This window comes from Paraburkholderia sp., assembly GCF_035656215.1.
Taxonomy (GTDB): Bacteria; Pseudomonadota; Gammaproteobacteria; order Burkholderiales; family Burkholderiaceae; genus Paraburkholderia.
In genome coordinates this window covers 1-13546 of sequence record NZ_DASRSY010000333.1, presented here as the reverse complement: position 1 = coordinate 13546, position 13546 = coordinate 1, and the positions used below count along the sequence as shown (strand labels likewise).

Here is a 13546-nt window from a genome sequence, read left to right as displayed (position 1 = left end):
GCCTTTACGTGCCGATCCTTGATCACATCGACCCGCGCACGCTCGGCAAAGACTCCAAGACGCTGTTACAGGAATATCTGCAGGGTCACAAGATCGCGTTACCGACGTACACGGTCGTCGCAACGCATGGTGCGGCGCACAATCAGCAGTTTGAAGTCGAATGCACGGTGCCGAAGCTGGACGTCAAAGTGTCCGGGTCCGGCGCGAGCCGTCGTGCGGCCGAGCAGGCCGCAGCAAAAAAGGCGCTCGACGAAGTGATGGCCGCCGCGCCCGCTGTGGTCGCCAAGCCTAAGCGTTCGAAAGGCGCCCGTTCGGCGAAGAATGTCGAGCAGGAGATCGTGCCTGGCGTGACTGGCGTACAGGCTGCGCTCGATTTGCGCAGCCCGGATCGCAAGAGCGAGCGGGGAGCCCGCCCCGCGCCGGCAGTGGAGTACGCAGACGAACGGCCGACCCTGACCACGACGTCCGCGCCGCTGGCCGTGATTCGCGCCGCGCACGTGGAATACAGCGGCCAGGACAAGTCAGAGCGCGCGGATAGGGCGGAAAGAGCCGACAAGGCCGCCTCCCACTCGAGCGACAGGTCCGCCGACAAAGCCGTGACGGACAAGCCGGCCGAAAAGCTGGACGCCAAATCAGCCGAAGTCCGATCCGAAGGCGCGAAGCCCGCAGACGCCAAGCCCGCAGACGCCAAACCGGAAGCCGCCGCCGTCCGTAGCGCCGACAAACACCGCAGCCGTGAAGTCGTTCCCGGCGCAGCCGTGCCCACGCCTGGCGTGCCGGCACCTATCGAAGACGAACCCGGCGTAGTCGGCGCGGTGCAAACCCGCGTCGCCGATGCGGGCCATTGATTGCCATCGCCGCGCCATTCCTCGCGCGTCGATCTGAACTTGTCGTAGCCCGAATATGAACGCTCCCACTCCCACTGGTTTTCGCTGCGGCATGGTCGCGATCGTCGGCCGCCCGAACGTCGGCAAGTCCACGCTGATGAACGCGCTGGTCGGCCAGAAAGTCAGTATCACGTCGCGCAAGGCGCAGACCACGCGCCACCGGATCACCGGCATTCATACGTTTGAAGACGCGCAGTACATCTTTGTCGATACACCGGGATTCCAGACCAAGCACAGCAGCGCGCTGAACCGCTCGCTCAACCGCGCGGTCACGTCCACGCTGAGTTCGGTCGACGCGATTCTGTTCGTGATCGAAGCCGGCCGCTTCGGTCCGGACGACCAGAAGGTGCTCGACCTGATCCCGCCGTCGGTGCCCACGCTGCTGATCGCGAACAAGCTCGATCGCGTGTCGGATAAGGACTCGCTATATCCGTTCATGCAGCAGGTGAGTGCGCTGCGTCAGTTCAACGAGATCGTACCGCTGTCGGCGAAGAATCCAGACGACATCAAGCGTTTGCTGGCGACGATCAAGCCGTTCCTGCCGGAGGGCGCGCCGATCTACGGTGAAGACGACCTGACCGATCGTAGCGAGCGTTTTCTTGCCGCCGAAATCCTGCGCGAAAAAGTGTTCCGCTGGACCGGCGACGAACTGCCGTACACCAGCACCGTGCTGATCGACAAGTTCGAAACCGAAGGGCGCCTGCGCCGCATTTTCGCGACCATCATGGTCGAACGCGATACGCAAAAAGCCATGATCATCGGCCAGAAGGGCGCTAAGCTGAAGCAGATCAGCACTGAAGCCCGCCTCGACATGGAAAAGCTGTTCGACGGTCCGGTGTATCTGGAAACCTTCATCAAGGTGAAGAGCGGCTGGGCCGATAACGAAGCTGGACTCCGCGCGTATGGGTACGAATGACGCGTGGATGACGCTGAATTCCGACGCTGACCCGGACAACTCGGAGCCGGCAGCGCCGGCACGCGAGCCATCCAAACCCGCTCGCAGTACCAAAAAATCCTCATCGGGTGCCAAAAGCGCTCAGGCTGCTCAAGGCGCCGAAGGCGAGCCGCGTAAAGCGCCGGCACGCCGCGCACCGCGTACCTCCGCTTCCGATTACCGGATCGCGGAGCAACCCGCTTTCGTCCTGCACAGCTATCCCTACCGTGAGACCAGTCTGATCATCGACGTACTGTCGCGCGATCACGGCCGTCTCGCGCTCGTCGCGAAGGGCGCCAAACGTCCGCACTCCGCCTTGCGCGGCGTGCTGCAGACCTTCCAGCCGCTCGCGTTGTCGTGGTCCGGCAAATCCGAAGTGCGCACGCTGACCGGTGCCGAATGGGTCGGCGGCATGTTGCCTCTCGCGGGCGACGCGCTGCTCTGCGGCTTCTACGTCAACGAGCTGCTGGTTAAATTCTGCGCCCGCGAAGACCCGCATCCGCAACTGTTCCATCACTACGTCGTTACGATGACGCGGCTCGCGCATGACGAGCCGCCCGTGCAGGTGTTGCGATCGTTCGAACGTGTGCTGCTGCGAGAAACCGGTTATGCGATGGCGCTCGATCGCACCGTCGCGCGTAAAGCGGTGCTGGCCGAAGGCCGCTACGTGTTCGACCCGGAGCGCGGCGTGCGCGAAGCCTCCGACGATCTGTCCGCGCTTTGGCCGGTGATCGCCGGACAGACCTTGCTCGATATGGAAAAGGACGATTACCATCGAGCGCAGACCGTGGCGCAAAGCAAAACGCTGATGCGCTTTCTGCTCAACACTTACCTTGGCGGCACGCCGCTCGCGACGCGCCAGATACTGATCGACTTGCAGAACTTATGAGCTTCTTTCTTACGTCGCCGAATGTGATTGACCTGGGCGTGAACATCGATCACGTCGCCACGCTGCGCAACGCGCGCGGCACCTCTTATCCCGATCCGATCCGCGCCGCGTTGATGGCCGAAGAGGCCGGCGCCGATGTCATCACGCTGCATCTGCGTGAAGACCGCCGCCATATCGTCGACGCCGACGTGCGCAAGCTGCTGCCGCTGTTGAAAACGCGCATGAATCTGGAGTGCGCGGTCACGCGGGAGATGCTCGACATCGCGTGTGAGGTGCAGCCGCACGACGTCTGTCTCGTGCCGGAAAAGCGCCAGGAACTGACGACTGAAGGCGGCCTCGACGTCGCCGGCCAGTTCGAAACCGTGCGCGCCGCATGCACACAACTCGCCGCCGCGAACTCGCGCGTGTCGCTCTTCATCGATCCGGACGAAACGCAAATCCGCGCCGCGCACGAAGCGGGCGCACCGGTGATCGAACTGCATACGGGGCGCTATGCCGAAGCGCACGATCCCGCCGAGCAACAGCGCGAATATGAGCGCGTAGTGCGTGCCGTCGAGTTCGGCGCAACGCTCGGTATCAAGGTCAATGCCGGTCACGGCCTGCACTACAACAACGTTCAGCAGATTGCCGCGATCGAAGGCATCGTCGAGCTGAATATCGGCCACGCGATCGTCGCGCATGCGATCTTTGCCGGCTGGGACAACGCTGTGCGCGAGATGAAGGCGATCATGGTCGCCGCCCGTCTCGGCGCAAGCGCTTAAGGCCGCGGCGGCGCCCATGACGATCTACGGCATTGGCACGGACATCGTTCAGGTCAGCCGCGTGGCCGCGGTGATGACACGCACTAACGGTCGCTTCGCCGAGAAGGTGCTCGGCCCGGACGAGCTGCGCGTTTATCACGCACGCCACGCGCGTTCGGCGGCGCGCGGACTCGCATTTCTCGCCACGCGGTTCTCGGCCAAAGAAGCATTCTCGAAAGCGATCGGCCTCGGCATGCGCTGGCCGATGACCTGGCGCGCGCTGCAAACGCTGAACAAACCGAGCGGCGAGCCGATGGTGGTTGCGTCGGGCGAGCTGGCCGAATGGCTCGACGCGCGCGGCATCACGGCGCGCGTGACGATCAGCGACGAACGTGATTACGCCGTGTCGTTCGTGATCGCCGAAACGGGGGGTGGGGCGCGAGGATCGGACGCCCCGCATGCACCCGCCAGCGACGAATAAAAAATATCTTGAACGCGGCGCAAGTCGGCCGTGTCTCTCTTTGCCTCAAGCTTTTTTCTAGCGGAATTCGATGAAAACCACTCCCGGACCGGTCATGCTCGACGTGGTCGGCACAACGCTGAACAACGACGATAAACGCCGCCTTGCCCATCCGATGACCGGCGGCGTGATTCTGTTCGCGCGCCATTACGAGAGCCGCGAGCAGCTGATCGCGCTGACCGATTCGATCCGCGCGGTTCGCGACGATCTGCTGATTGCCGTCGACCACGAAGGCGGCCGCGTGCAGCGCTTTCGCACCGACGGCTTTACGGTGCTGCCGGCGATGGGCAAGCTCGGCGCGCTGTGGGATAGCGATGTGTTGCACGCCACCAAAGTGACCACTGCGGTCGGCTATATCCTCGCGGCCGAATTGCGCGCGTGCGGCATCGATATGAGTTTTACGCCAGTGCTCGATCTGAATTACGGTCAGTCGCAGGTGATCGGCGATCGCTCGTTTCATCGCGATCCACGCGTCGTGACCTTGCTGGCGAAGAGCCTCAACCACGGCCTCGCGTTGGCCGGCATGAGCAATTGCGGCAAGCATTTTCCAGGGCACGGCTACGCGCACGCGGACTCCCACGTTGCGATGCCGGTCGACGACCGTTCGCTCGACGAGATCCTGCGCGAGGACGTGGCGCCGTACGACTGGCTTGGCGTGTCGCTCGGGGCCGTGCTACCCGCACATGTGGTTTATCCCCAGGTCGACTCGAAGCCGGCGGGCTTCTCGCGTGTCTGGCTGCGGGACATCCTGCGCAAAAAATTGCGCTTCGAAGGTGCTGTCTTCAGCGACGATCTCTCGATGGAAGCCGCGCGCCAGGGCGGCACGCTGATGGAAGGTGCGACCGCCGCGCTGCAGGCCGGTTGCGACATGGTGCTGATCTGCAATCAGCCGGACGAAGCGGAGAAGGTGCTGGACACGCTGCGCTTCACGCCGTCGAAGGAGTCGCAGCAGCGGCTTAAACGCATGCGGCCGCGCGGCAAGGCGCTGAAGTGGAGCAAGCTTGCAGCCGAGCCGCAGTATCTGCAAGCGCAGGCCTTGCTGCGCAGCGCGTTTGCATGATCAACCGGTAAGCAATTGATCAGCAACGGATCAGCAACGGATCAGCAACGGATCAGCAACTAAAGCGTTTGCATCGAACAAAAAAACGGCGCCTTTTGTCAGGCGCCGTTTTTTATTCAAGTCCGGCCAACCGCAAAGCCGGCCTCACCCAGTCAGTTCAACCGCATCCGTTGCAGCTTGTTGTACAGCGTCTTCGGACTGATACCCAACAGCGACGCCGCGCGATGGCGTGTGCCGCCGACTGCATCCAACGTCGCGCGGATCAGCATTTCCTCGACGTCCGCGAGTGGCGTGCCGACGGTGACCTGCACGCGACTGCCGTTCAGATCACGCCCGTTCACCGAGCCCGCTTCATCGGCACGCAACGATTCCAGCACGTCGCCCGACGCGTGATACGCCCGGCGCACGCGGTCCTGCAACTCGCGCACATTGCCCGGCCACTCGTACGAGAGGCACTCGCGCAGGAAATTCGGCCCGACCTGCTTGGTGACCTCCGCGGTGCCGCGCGCGATCGCTTCGTGATTCAACTCGCCGACGACAGCTTGCGCAATCAGCGCCGGATCTTCGCCGCGCTCGCGCAACGGCGGCAACGTGATGGCGGCGGCTTCGAGACGCAGCGCGAGGTCTTCGTGCAGGCTGCCGTCGGCGACCGCCGCGCGTGGGTGTTTGCGCGTCGAGGCGATCAGCCGGAAGTCGGTCACCACCTGATTCCTGCCACCGACCCGCATGAAGGTCTGCGAATCGAGCGCGCGCAGCAGCGCTTCCTGTTGGGGGCGCGGCAGTTCGGCGATTTCGTCGATGAACAGCGTACCGCCGCTGACCTGCTCGAACAGGCCCGGCTCGCGTTGCTCGGCACCACCGAATGCGTCGCGCTCGTGGCCGAACAGCAGGCTGTCGAGCGAGCGATGCGCCGCGACGCTGCCCGCCGTCCGGCAGTCGAACGTGACAAACGGCCCTTTGCGGCGCCGGCTCATGTCGTGCAGCGTGCGTGCGGCGAGCTGCTTGCCCGTGCCGGCTTCGCCGGAAATCAGCACGGCGGCTTCGGTCGGCGCGATATGTTCGATCGTGTCGTACACATGCTGGATCGCACCGCTGCGGCCCAGTAACGAGCCGAAACGACCGAGTTGACGCAGCGACGCGCGCAGCGTCTGGACTTCTTCGGTCAGCTCGTAGGGACGCGGAATCCGGGCGAGCAGACTACGCAAACGCGGGATATTGACCGGCTTGAGCAGGTAGTCCCAGATGCCGTGCCGCAGACCCTCGATCGCGCTCTCCACCGTCGCGTTGCCGGTCATCACAATCACGGGCAAGGCGCCGCCTGGCGGATGCGCGGGCAGGTGCTGCAACACATCGAGCCCACTGCCGTCCGGCAGATTCAAATCGACCAGCACGACATCGGGGATGAAGCGCGTCAGTGCCGCCCGGGCCTCGGCGATGGTGGTCGCGGTGTCAACGGAGAAGCCGTCGACGGCGAGGATGGCGGACAGGCCTGACAGGCTATTGGGATCGTCTTCAACAATCAGGGCGTGTGGCATGGCGAGCGCTATTTTTTAGATGGACGGAATGCACGGTACGCCGCGCCGATACTCCGGCGCGCGATACGGGCGCGATGGCTGGCCGGTACTGTCGGTCGAATGCCGTACCGCGCGAGCAGCATCCGGCACGGTGGCGGGATAGCCGCGGGCAAATTGGCATGGACGCGGCACAGCGGGCGATTCGACTCACGTAGTTCTGGTCCTTGGCTTTCAGTGGATGCCCGCCCTGACACGATGTGACGTGTGGGCGGGGTCCCTGTACTTCCTTCATTCGACCGGTCAGAAATCCCGGTTGCTGTCGAAGAAACGTCTTACCTCCAGCTCCGCTTGCTGGCGGGTTTTACCGTATCGTTCCTGGATTAGCCCAGTCAGTTTGTCGGCGCGGCCTTCTGCCTTGGTCAGCTCGTCGTCCGTCAATTCACCCCATGCTGTCTTGGCCTTCCCGATTATTTGCTTCCACTTGCCTTCAGCGATGTCGTTATTCATGCCGCATCTCCGGAGTTGAGGAAATAAAGCCTTACCGGCCCGTATCCCAGAGAAGCATGGACTGTGCCAAAGTTAATTACTTAAGCTTATCAATGGTTTGTTTGACGCAAGGCAGGAAGAAACGGGCAGCAGACAGGCATTTTTGAGAAAACCACCGGTAAAGTTTTCCTCAACCATACACGGCGACGCAAAAAAGAAAAAGCGCCCAATGGGGGCGCTTTTTTTTGCCATTTTTTCGCTGCGCCGGATTTGCTCCCGCGCAGGCTGCACGCGCTTTAGGCGCGGCTGCGGTACTCGTGCGTACGCGTGTCGATTTCGATCTTGTCGCCGATGCTGCAGAAGAGCGGCACTTGCAGTTCGAAACCAGTGGTCAGCTTGGCGTTCTTCAACACCTTGCCCGACGACGTATCGCCCTTGACTGCCGGTTCCGTGTAGATGATTTCGCGGACCAGCGTGGTCGGCAGTTCGACCGAGATGGCTTTCTCGTTGTAGAACACAACTTCGCAAGCCATGCCGTCTTCGAGGTAATGGAGGGCGTCGCCCATCATTTCACCTTCGACTTCGAACTGGTTGTAGTCGGCGTCCATGAACACGTACATCGGGTCAGCGAAGTACGAGTACGTGACTTCCTTGCGCTCCAGCACGACGACGTCAAACTTGTCGTCTGCCTTGTACACGCTTTCCATGCCTGCGCCGGTCAGCAGGTTCTTGAACTTCATCTTGACGACGGCGGAGTTGCGGCCCGATTTGTTGTATTCGGCCTTTTGCACGACCATCGCGTCTGCGCCGATCATTACTACGTTGCCGGTGCGGAGTTCCTGTGCGGTCTTCATAAAACTGTCCTGTACGAAATAAGTAGCTTCAACTTTTGCTCAACGGCATACGGCGCAAGCGGCTTCGCTGCTCCTTGCACTACGAACGGCGCGGCGTCGCTTGGGAGCGGCGCCTGCCGGGAGCAGTGCGTGGCGCGTGGCCGGCTTGCCGCGGTGACTCGCGGCGAAGTTGCAAACCTGCAACCCCTGCAATCCGTTACCTGCTTTTTACCCTGTGCGGGCGTGTACACGAGTGGCACCGATCGACAGGATGCGCCCCTTTTTTGACATTTCCGCCACTCACATATGGAGACAAAGGAGTGGGGAGCAGATCATGCATCTTTCGATGCCGGGTTCGCCAAGGCCAAGCAGACTGGCCGATGGGTTTGCCTCAAGAGTTGCCTGGCAAATTTGCCAGAGGCATTTGCCGAATGAATTCTCAGGGCAACTCGCTGTGATCGGACCGCGCTTGCGTCGTCGGCCGTTGGATAACCGCTTATTTTAACTGAGTTTTTGCGAACAAGGCCAGATTTCCGGCGAGGTCCCCTACGTTGGCCAGTTCGCCAGCCCATTCGGCCGCGCGTTGCTTCAGCGCCGCGCGGTGGCGCTGGAATTCCGCCCAGTCCGGCCGGCCCGAGTCGTTCCATGCGTGCCAGAAGCGCGCGAGGGCGTCCCGCGCGTCGGCGGGCAGGGTGCGGCCGTAGTGAGCGAGCGCGGCGTCGAGCTTCGGCAGATGGGCGTCGTCGGCTTGGGGATAGATGTGCCAGACAAAGGGTTTGGCGGCCCATTGGGCGCGCACGAACGAATCTTCGCCGCGCACGAAATTGATGTCGCTGGCCCACAACAGTGTGTCGTAGCCGGGTTGCCCGGTAAAAGCGAGTGCGTGGACGCTGAGGCCGCCGCGCTCGGCGTGCGAACCGGCGGCAAACGAAGGCAGGTCGAAAAAACGCGCCACCGCGCCCGAAATGCGGCCCTCCGGCACCAGCAGAACAACCGGCTCGGCGCTGTCGCGCCATTGCTCGAGCAGACTGTCGACGGCGGGGTTTTCGTAGGCGAACAGCGAGATGACCGTGGCTGTAGCCGGTGGCGGCGCGCAGCCGGTGGTCTTCAGCCACCACGCTTCGCGCGCGGCTTGCGACGCCTCGAAAGCCGCGCGCGCGGCGTCGAGATGCCGTTCCTTCAGCACACCGCCGGTGCCGGGGCCGAGTCCCGGGAAAAAGAAGGTCTTCGTCAGCGGATAACGGGGATGCGGCGACGGCCGCAGATGGAAATCCGCGACCCAGTCTTCGGCGCTCAGATATTCGAGGTTGAACCAAACCGGCGCGCGCTCGCGCCGCGCCATCGCGGCGACGTAGATTGGCGGCAACTCGCAGGCGAATGCCTCGATCACGACGTCCGCCACTTCAAGCGTATCGCCCGCGTGGGCCGGCTCGTGCCAGTGTTCGATGATGATGCCGCCGACCGCCTGGCGCGCGCGATCCAGCGCCAGCGACGGGCACAGCTTCTGGAACGCATGCAGATCGTCGACGAACACACGCACCTGCCAGCCATGCTCGCTCGCCAGTTGCCGCGCGAGACGCCAGCACACGCCGATGTCGCCGAAATTGTCGATTACCGCGCAAAAGATATCGCAGGCGATTGCCGTGGGCGCGGTGGTGGGTTGTTCGGCAGGGGGCGTAGCGGAGGACATGGTGGCGTGGATCGCAGAGGGGGACGGGTGGCGTGCTTGGGTTCTGCAGGGCCTTGCTGGCGGGCGATGCAATCAGGTTCAGCCGCCAGCTTGCACCGCTGCATCACGCCGCTCGATGCAGCAGGGTTCGAACGCACGCGGAATGCTCTAAACTGGCGATTCTAAAGCACTCGTCCGCGGTTCCGCGCCTAAGTGGCCGTTCAGCGCGCAGCACGCGGGCAGAGGCTTCGCGACACTGTCCCAGCCAACCGATTCTGCATGACCGAACCCGAAGCAACCGACGTTTTCGAGCCGAAAAAAGTGCTCGCCCAATTGCCGCATCTGCCCGGCGTCTATCGCTATTACGATACGCAGGGCGCGGTGCTTTACGTGGGCAAGGCGCGCGACCTCAAGAAGCGCGTCTCGAGCTACTTCACGAAGACGCAACTGTCGCCGCGCATCGCGATGATGGTGACGCGCATCGCGCGCGTCGAGACCACCGTCACGCGCTCGGAGGCTGAAGCGCTGCTGCTCGAAAACAATCTCATCAAGGCGCTGGCGCCGCGTTACAACATTCTGTTTCGCGACGACAAGTCGTATCCCTATCTCAAGCTGACCGGCCACAAGTTTCCGCGCATGGCGTATTACCGCGGCTCGGTGGATCGCAAGAATCAGTACTTCGGCCCGTTCCCGAGTGCGTGGGCGGTACGCGAGAGCATCCAGATCCTGCAGCGTGTGTTCCAGTTGCGTACCTGCGAAGACTCCGTGTTCAACAACCGCACGCGGCCGTGTCTGCTGCATCAGATCGGCCGCTGCACGGCGCCGTGCGTCGCGGCGATCAGTGAAGAGGATTACGCGCGCGATGTTGCCAACGCGTCGCGCTTTCTGCTCGGCCGGCAGGGCGAGGTGATGAAGGAGCTCGAGCAGAAAATGCATGCGTTCGCGAGCGAGCTGAAGTTCGAGCAGGCTGCGGCGGTGCGCAATCAGATGAGTTCGCTGTCAACGGTGCTGCATCAGCAGGCGATCGAAGTCGGCGGCGATAGTGATGTAGATATTCTCGCGGTCGTCGCACTTGGCGGGCGTGTGTGCGTGAATCTCGCGATGGTGCGCGGTGGCCGGCATCTGGGCGACAAGGCTTATTTCCCGGCGCATGTGGAAAGCGCGTTGACGATCGGCGAGGGCGGACTCGAAGAGGGTGGCGACGATGAACTGTTGGTCGATGCAGCGACCGGCGCAGGCTCGGCATCTGACGAGGCTGCAACCGGCGCGAACGCATTGTCCGATGATGCTGACGCACTCGCGATCGCTCAGGAGATGCCGTTCGAAGAGGATGACGACGAGGCAGACGCTGCTGTCGAGACCGACGCGGATGATGCGGCCGAATCCGAACTCGAACCCTCGGCGCCGCGCAAAGGCCGTGCAATCGCCGGCGGCATCGAATCCGAAGTGCTGGAAGCGTTCATCGCGCAGCACTACATCGGCAATCGCGTCCCGCCGGTGCTCGTGGTCAGCCACGCGCCGTCCACACGCGAACTGGTCGATGTGCTGATCGAGCAAGCCGGCCACAAGGTGACGGTGCTGCGCCAGCCGCAAGGTCAACGGCGCGCATGGCTCGCGATGGCCGAGCAGAACGCGCGGCTCGCGCTCGCACGCCTGCTCTCGGAACAGGGCTCGCAGCAGGCCCGCACGCGCGCGCTCACCGACACGCTCGGCATGGAGTGCGACGACCTCGCGCATCTACGTATCGAGTGCTTCGACATCAGCCACACGATGGGCGAGGCGACGCAGGCGTCGTGCGTGGTGTATCACCATCACAAGATGCAGTCGTCCGAATACCGTCGCTACAACATCTCCGGCATCACCCCGGGCGACGACTACGCGGCAATGCGCCAGGTACTCACGCGCCGCTACGAAAAGATGGTCGCGCAAGCGGCTGCGAACGCTGCGGACGAAGCCGCGGAATTGCAGACCGACGCGTCCGCGGATCCGTCGCTCGCAGCGGATGCCGCGGAGCCGGTGGCGGCTGGCGGCATCCTGCCGACCATCGTGTTGATCGACGGCGGCAAGGGCCAGGTCGAAATCGCGCGCCAGGTGTTCACCGAACTGGGTCTCGATACCGGCATGCTGGTCGGTGTCGCGAAGGGCGAGGGGCGCAAGGTCGGCCTCGAGACCTTGATTTTCGCCGACGGCCGCGCGGCGCTCGAACTCGGCAAGGAAAGCGCGGCGCTGATGCTGGTCGCGCAAATTCGTGACGAGGCGCACCGCTTTGCGATTACCGGCATGCGCGCGAAGCGCGGCAAGACTCGCCAGACCTCGCGGCTCGAAGAGCTCGAAGGGGTGGGCGCGAAGCGGCGTCAACGGCTGTTGGCGCGCTTCGGCGGGCTGCGTGGGGTGGTCGCGGCAAGCGTCGAGGATCTGGCAAGCGTCGAAGGGATTTCGCAGGCGCTTGCCGAGCAGATCTACCGGCAGTTGCACTGATCGCGGCACGCCACGCTGCCTGAGGAGCGGCAAGTGGCGGGCCAATAAGCGTCCGGGAGAGGGCCGGTAGGCGGCTGATAAACGGTGCTCCAGCGACGCGCTTGCCAGACCCTGCGCGCCGCTTTGCTTGTGGCAGGCCTTGTGACACGGCACAATTGCATCTCCCTTGCCAGACGCTGCGCCTGCCCATGCCGTTTAATTTCCCGATTTTCCTGACCTGGCTGCGGATCGTCCTGATTCCGCTCGTCGTCGGCGTGTTTTATTTGCCTGACATGATGATGAGCCCGGCACACCGCAATCTGGCGGCCGCGACGATTTTCATTCTGGCGGCGCTCACCGACTGGTTCGATGGCTTTCTGGCCCGAAAATGGAATCAGACTTCGGCGTTCGGCGCATTTCTCGATCCGGTCGCCGACAAGCTGATGGTGACGGCTGCGTTGCTGGTGCTCGTACAGCTCGCGCGGATCGATTCGGCGATTGCGCTGGTGATCGTGGGCCGCGAGATTGCAATCTCGGCGCTGCGCGAATGGATGGCGCAGATCGGCGCGTCGAAGAGCGTCGCGGTGAATTCGCTCGGCAAGTTCAAGACCGTGTGCCAGATGGTCGCGATTCCGATGCTGCTGTTTTATGGGCCGTTGCCGTTCGGCGGCGGTGTTTATGTTGATACGCGTGTGTGGGGCCTGTGGTTGATCTATCTGGCCGCGTTCCTGACGATCTGGTCGATGCTCTATTACATGAAACTCGCATGGCCGCAGATCCGCGAGCGGGGCGGCGTTGCCTGATTGAAAAACGATCGAAGCGCAACGCCGGGCGGCCGAAGCGTGTCCGAACGTCGCTGACGTATGAGTGAAATCTTTTCAGTTAAAGACATTCGCAAAAGGGGTTGACACGTTTCAGTCGTTTCTCCATAATCTCGTTTCTCCGATGCACGCAGTTTGAGGCGCCGGTGACAGTAAGAGCGTAGTTGCAGTAACAAGGCAGCAGTTAGCAGGGCAAAAGCAGCACGATGCGGGAGTAGCTCAGTTGGTAGAGCGCAACCTTGCCAAGGTTGAGGTCGCGAGTTCGAGCCTCGTCTCCCGCTCCATACATAAGGGGAAGCAACGCTTCCCTTTTTGTTTGGTGGGCCGGTCCTTACGGTTGCCCACCAGGCAAATCTGAGAATCTGCAGCTAGGTTCCAGTCCGCTTGCGGCGCGATAGCAAAGCGGTTATGCAGCGGCCTGCAAAGCCGTTTAGGCCGGTTCGACTCCGGCTCGCGCCTCCAGTAGTTGATGTAAAGAAAAGCCCCGACTTGTCGGGGCTTTTCTTTTTTTATGCGTCGTGCACCTCGTGTATCTCCTTTTACCCTTGGTACTCAGGTCGCTGCTTACGGTACGCCGCTGCGTCCATCTGCGCGCTTTGCTATGCGCAACGCTATAGTTCGCAGACCCCAACGCTCCCGCATCGACACCATGCGCATCCAGGATATCGAACGCCGCTCCTTCTACTTGCGCCTGATTTACGCGCTCTGCCTCTGCGGCGCCACCTGGACACATCTG

12 protein-coding genes and 2 tRNA genes are annotated in these 13546 nt (G+C 62.7%); 10 read left to right on the top strand and 4 right to left on the bottom strand.

Annotation, left to right across the window (positions count from 1 at the left end):
- From VFE81_RS19440 to nagZ, 6 genes are all read left to right on the top strand, one after another.
- Positions 1–848, top strand: an 848-nt coding sequence (locus VFE81_RS19440) for a putative dsRNA-binding protein (protein WP_325046150.1), incomplete at its 5' end; no start/stop codon positions are given.
- Between the two features lie 55 nt (positions 849–903).
- Positions 904–1803 (top strand): GTPase Era, encoded by a 900-nt coding sequence (era, locus tag VFE81_RS19435; protein WP_325046149.1) that lies wholly within the window; start codon positions 904–906, stop codon positions 1801–1803.
- Positions 1790–2710 (top strand): DNA repair protein RecO, encoded by a 921-nt coding sequence (recO, locus tag VFE81_RS19430; protein WP_325046148.1) that lies wholly within the window; start codon positions 1790–1792, stop codon positions 2708–2710. The genes era and recO overlap by 14 nt, the downstream gene beginning before the upstream one ends.
- A complete protein-coding gene (gene pdxJ, locus VFE81_RS19425; protein WP_325046147.1) occupies positions 2707–3471 on the top strand; it encodes a pyridoxine 5'-phosphate synthase in 765 nt (254 codons plus the stop codon). The genes recO and pdxJ overlap by 4 nt, the downstream gene beginning before the upstream one ends.
- A gap of 16 nt (positions 3472–3487) precedes the next feature.
- Positions 3488–3931: a holo-ACP synthase gene (gene acpS / locus VFE81_RS19420; RefSeq protein WP_325046146.1), complete on the top strand. Its 444-nt coding sequence runs from the start codon at positions 3488–3490 to the stop codon at positions 3929–3931.
- A 70-nt stretch (positions 3932–4001) separates the two neighbouring features.
- A complete protein-coding gene (nagZ, locus tag VFE81_RS19415) occupies positions 4002–5030 on the top strand; it encodes a beta-N-acetylhexosaminidase (protein WP_325046145.1) in 1029 nt (342 codons plus the stop codon).
- Positions 5031–5182: 152 nt separating this feature from the next.
- Here nagZ and VFE81_RS19410 read toward each other — a convergent pair whose 3' ends face one another.
- The 4 genes from VFE81_RS19410 to earP form a co-directional block, all read right to left on the bottom strand.
- Complete coding sequence (locus VFE81_RS19410; RefSeq protein WP_325046144.1) at positions 5183–6565, bottom strand: sigma-54 dependent transcriptional regulator; 1383 nt, start codon at positions 6563–6565, stop codon at positions 5183–5185.
- Between the two features lie 279 nt (positions 6566–6844).
- A complete protein-coding gene (locus tag VFE81_RS19405; RefSeq protein ID WP_325046143.1) occupies positions 6845–7051 on the bottom strand; it encodes a CsbD family protein in 207 nt (68 codons plus the stop codon).
- Positions 7052–7326: 275 nt separating this feature from the next.
- Entirely contained in the window at positions 7327–7884 is a 558-nt protein-coding gene (gene efp / locus VFE81_RS19400; protein WP_035547317.1) for an elongation factor P, read from the bottom strand.
- A gap of 475 nt (positions 7885–8359) precedes the next feature.
- A complete protein-coding gene (gene earP / locus VFE81_RS19395) occupies positions 8360–9553 on the bottom strand; it encodes an elongation factor P maturation arginine rhamnosyltransferase EarP (protein ID WP_325046142.1) in 1194 nt (397 codons plus the stop codon).
- A 258-nt stretch (positions 9554–9811) separates the two neighbouring features.
- Here earP and uvrC point away from each other — a divergent pair, with 258 nt between their 5' ends.
- The 4 genes from uvrC to VFE81_RS19375 all read left to right on the top strand — a co-directional run bounded on the left by uvrC (position 9812) and on the right by VFE81_RS19375 (position 13272).
- On the top strand, positions 9812–12010 hold the full coding sequence (uvrC, locus tag VFE81_RS19390) for an excinuclease ABC subunit UvrC (protein WP_325046141.1): 2199 nt from the start codon (positions 9812–9814) through the stop codon (positions 12008–12010).
- A gap of 188 nt (positions 12011–12198) precedes the next feature.
- Positions 12199–12792, top strand: coding sequence for a CDP-diacylglycerol--glycerol-3-phosphate 3-phosphatidyltransferase (pgsA, locus tag VFE81_RS19385; protein ID WP_325046140.1), 594 nt, complete (start codon positions 12199–12201; stop codon positions 12790–12792).
- Between the two features lie 226 nt (positions 12793–13018).
- Positions 13019–13094: transfer RNA gene (locus VFE81_RS19380), tRNA-Gly, on the top strand.
- A gap of 104 nt (positions 13095–13198) precedes the next feature.
- Positions 13199–13272 (top strand) — tRNA-Cys (locus VFE81_RS19375).
- Positions 13273–13546 lie beyond the last annotated feature (274 nt).

Excerpts from the sequence above, each read along its gene's own strand:
- era (WP_325046149.1), top strand. The coding sequence starts at position 904 with ATGAACGCTCCCACTCCCACTGGTTTTCGCTGCGGCATGGTCGCGATC.
- recO (WP_325046148.1), top strand. The coding sequence starts at position 1,790 with ATGGGTACGAATGACGCGTGGATGACGCTGAATTCCGACGCTGACCCG.
- pdxJ (WP_325046147.1), top strand. The coding sequence starts at position 2,707 with ATGAGCTTCTTTCTTACGTCGCCGAATGTGATTGACCTGGGCGTGAAC.
- acpS (WP_325046146.1), top strand. The coding sequence starts at position 3,488 with ATGACGATCTACGGCATTGGCACGGACATCGTTCAGGTCAGCCGCGTG.
- nagZ (WP_325046145.1), top strand. The coding sequence starts at position 4,002 with ATGAAAACCACTCCCGGACCGGTCATGCTCGACGTGGTCGGCACAACG.
- VFE81_RS19410 (WP_325046144.1), bottom strand. The coding sequence starts at position 6,565 with ATGCCACACGCCCTGATTGTTGAAGACGATCCCAATAGCCTGTCAGGC.
- VFE81_RS19405 (WP_325046143.1), bottom strand. The coding sequence starts at position 7,051 with ATGAATAACGACATCGCTGAAGGCAAGTGGAAGCAAATAATCGGGAAG.
- efp (WP_035547317.1), bottom strand. The coding sequence starts at position 7,884 with ATGAAGACCGCACAGGAACTCCGCACCGGCAACGTAGTAATGATCGGC.
- earP (WP_325046142.1), bottom strand. The coding sequence starts at position 9,553 with ATGTCCTCCGCTACGCCCCCTGCCGAACAACCCACCACCGCGCCCACG.
- uvrC (WP_325046141.1), top strand. The coding sequence starts at position 9,812 with ATGACCGAACCCGAAGCAACCGACGTTTTCGAGCCGAAAAAAGTGCTC.
- pgsA (WP_325046140.1), top strand. The coding sequence starts at position 12,199 with ATGCCGTTTAATTTCCCGATTTTCCTGACCTGGCTGCGGATCGTCCTG.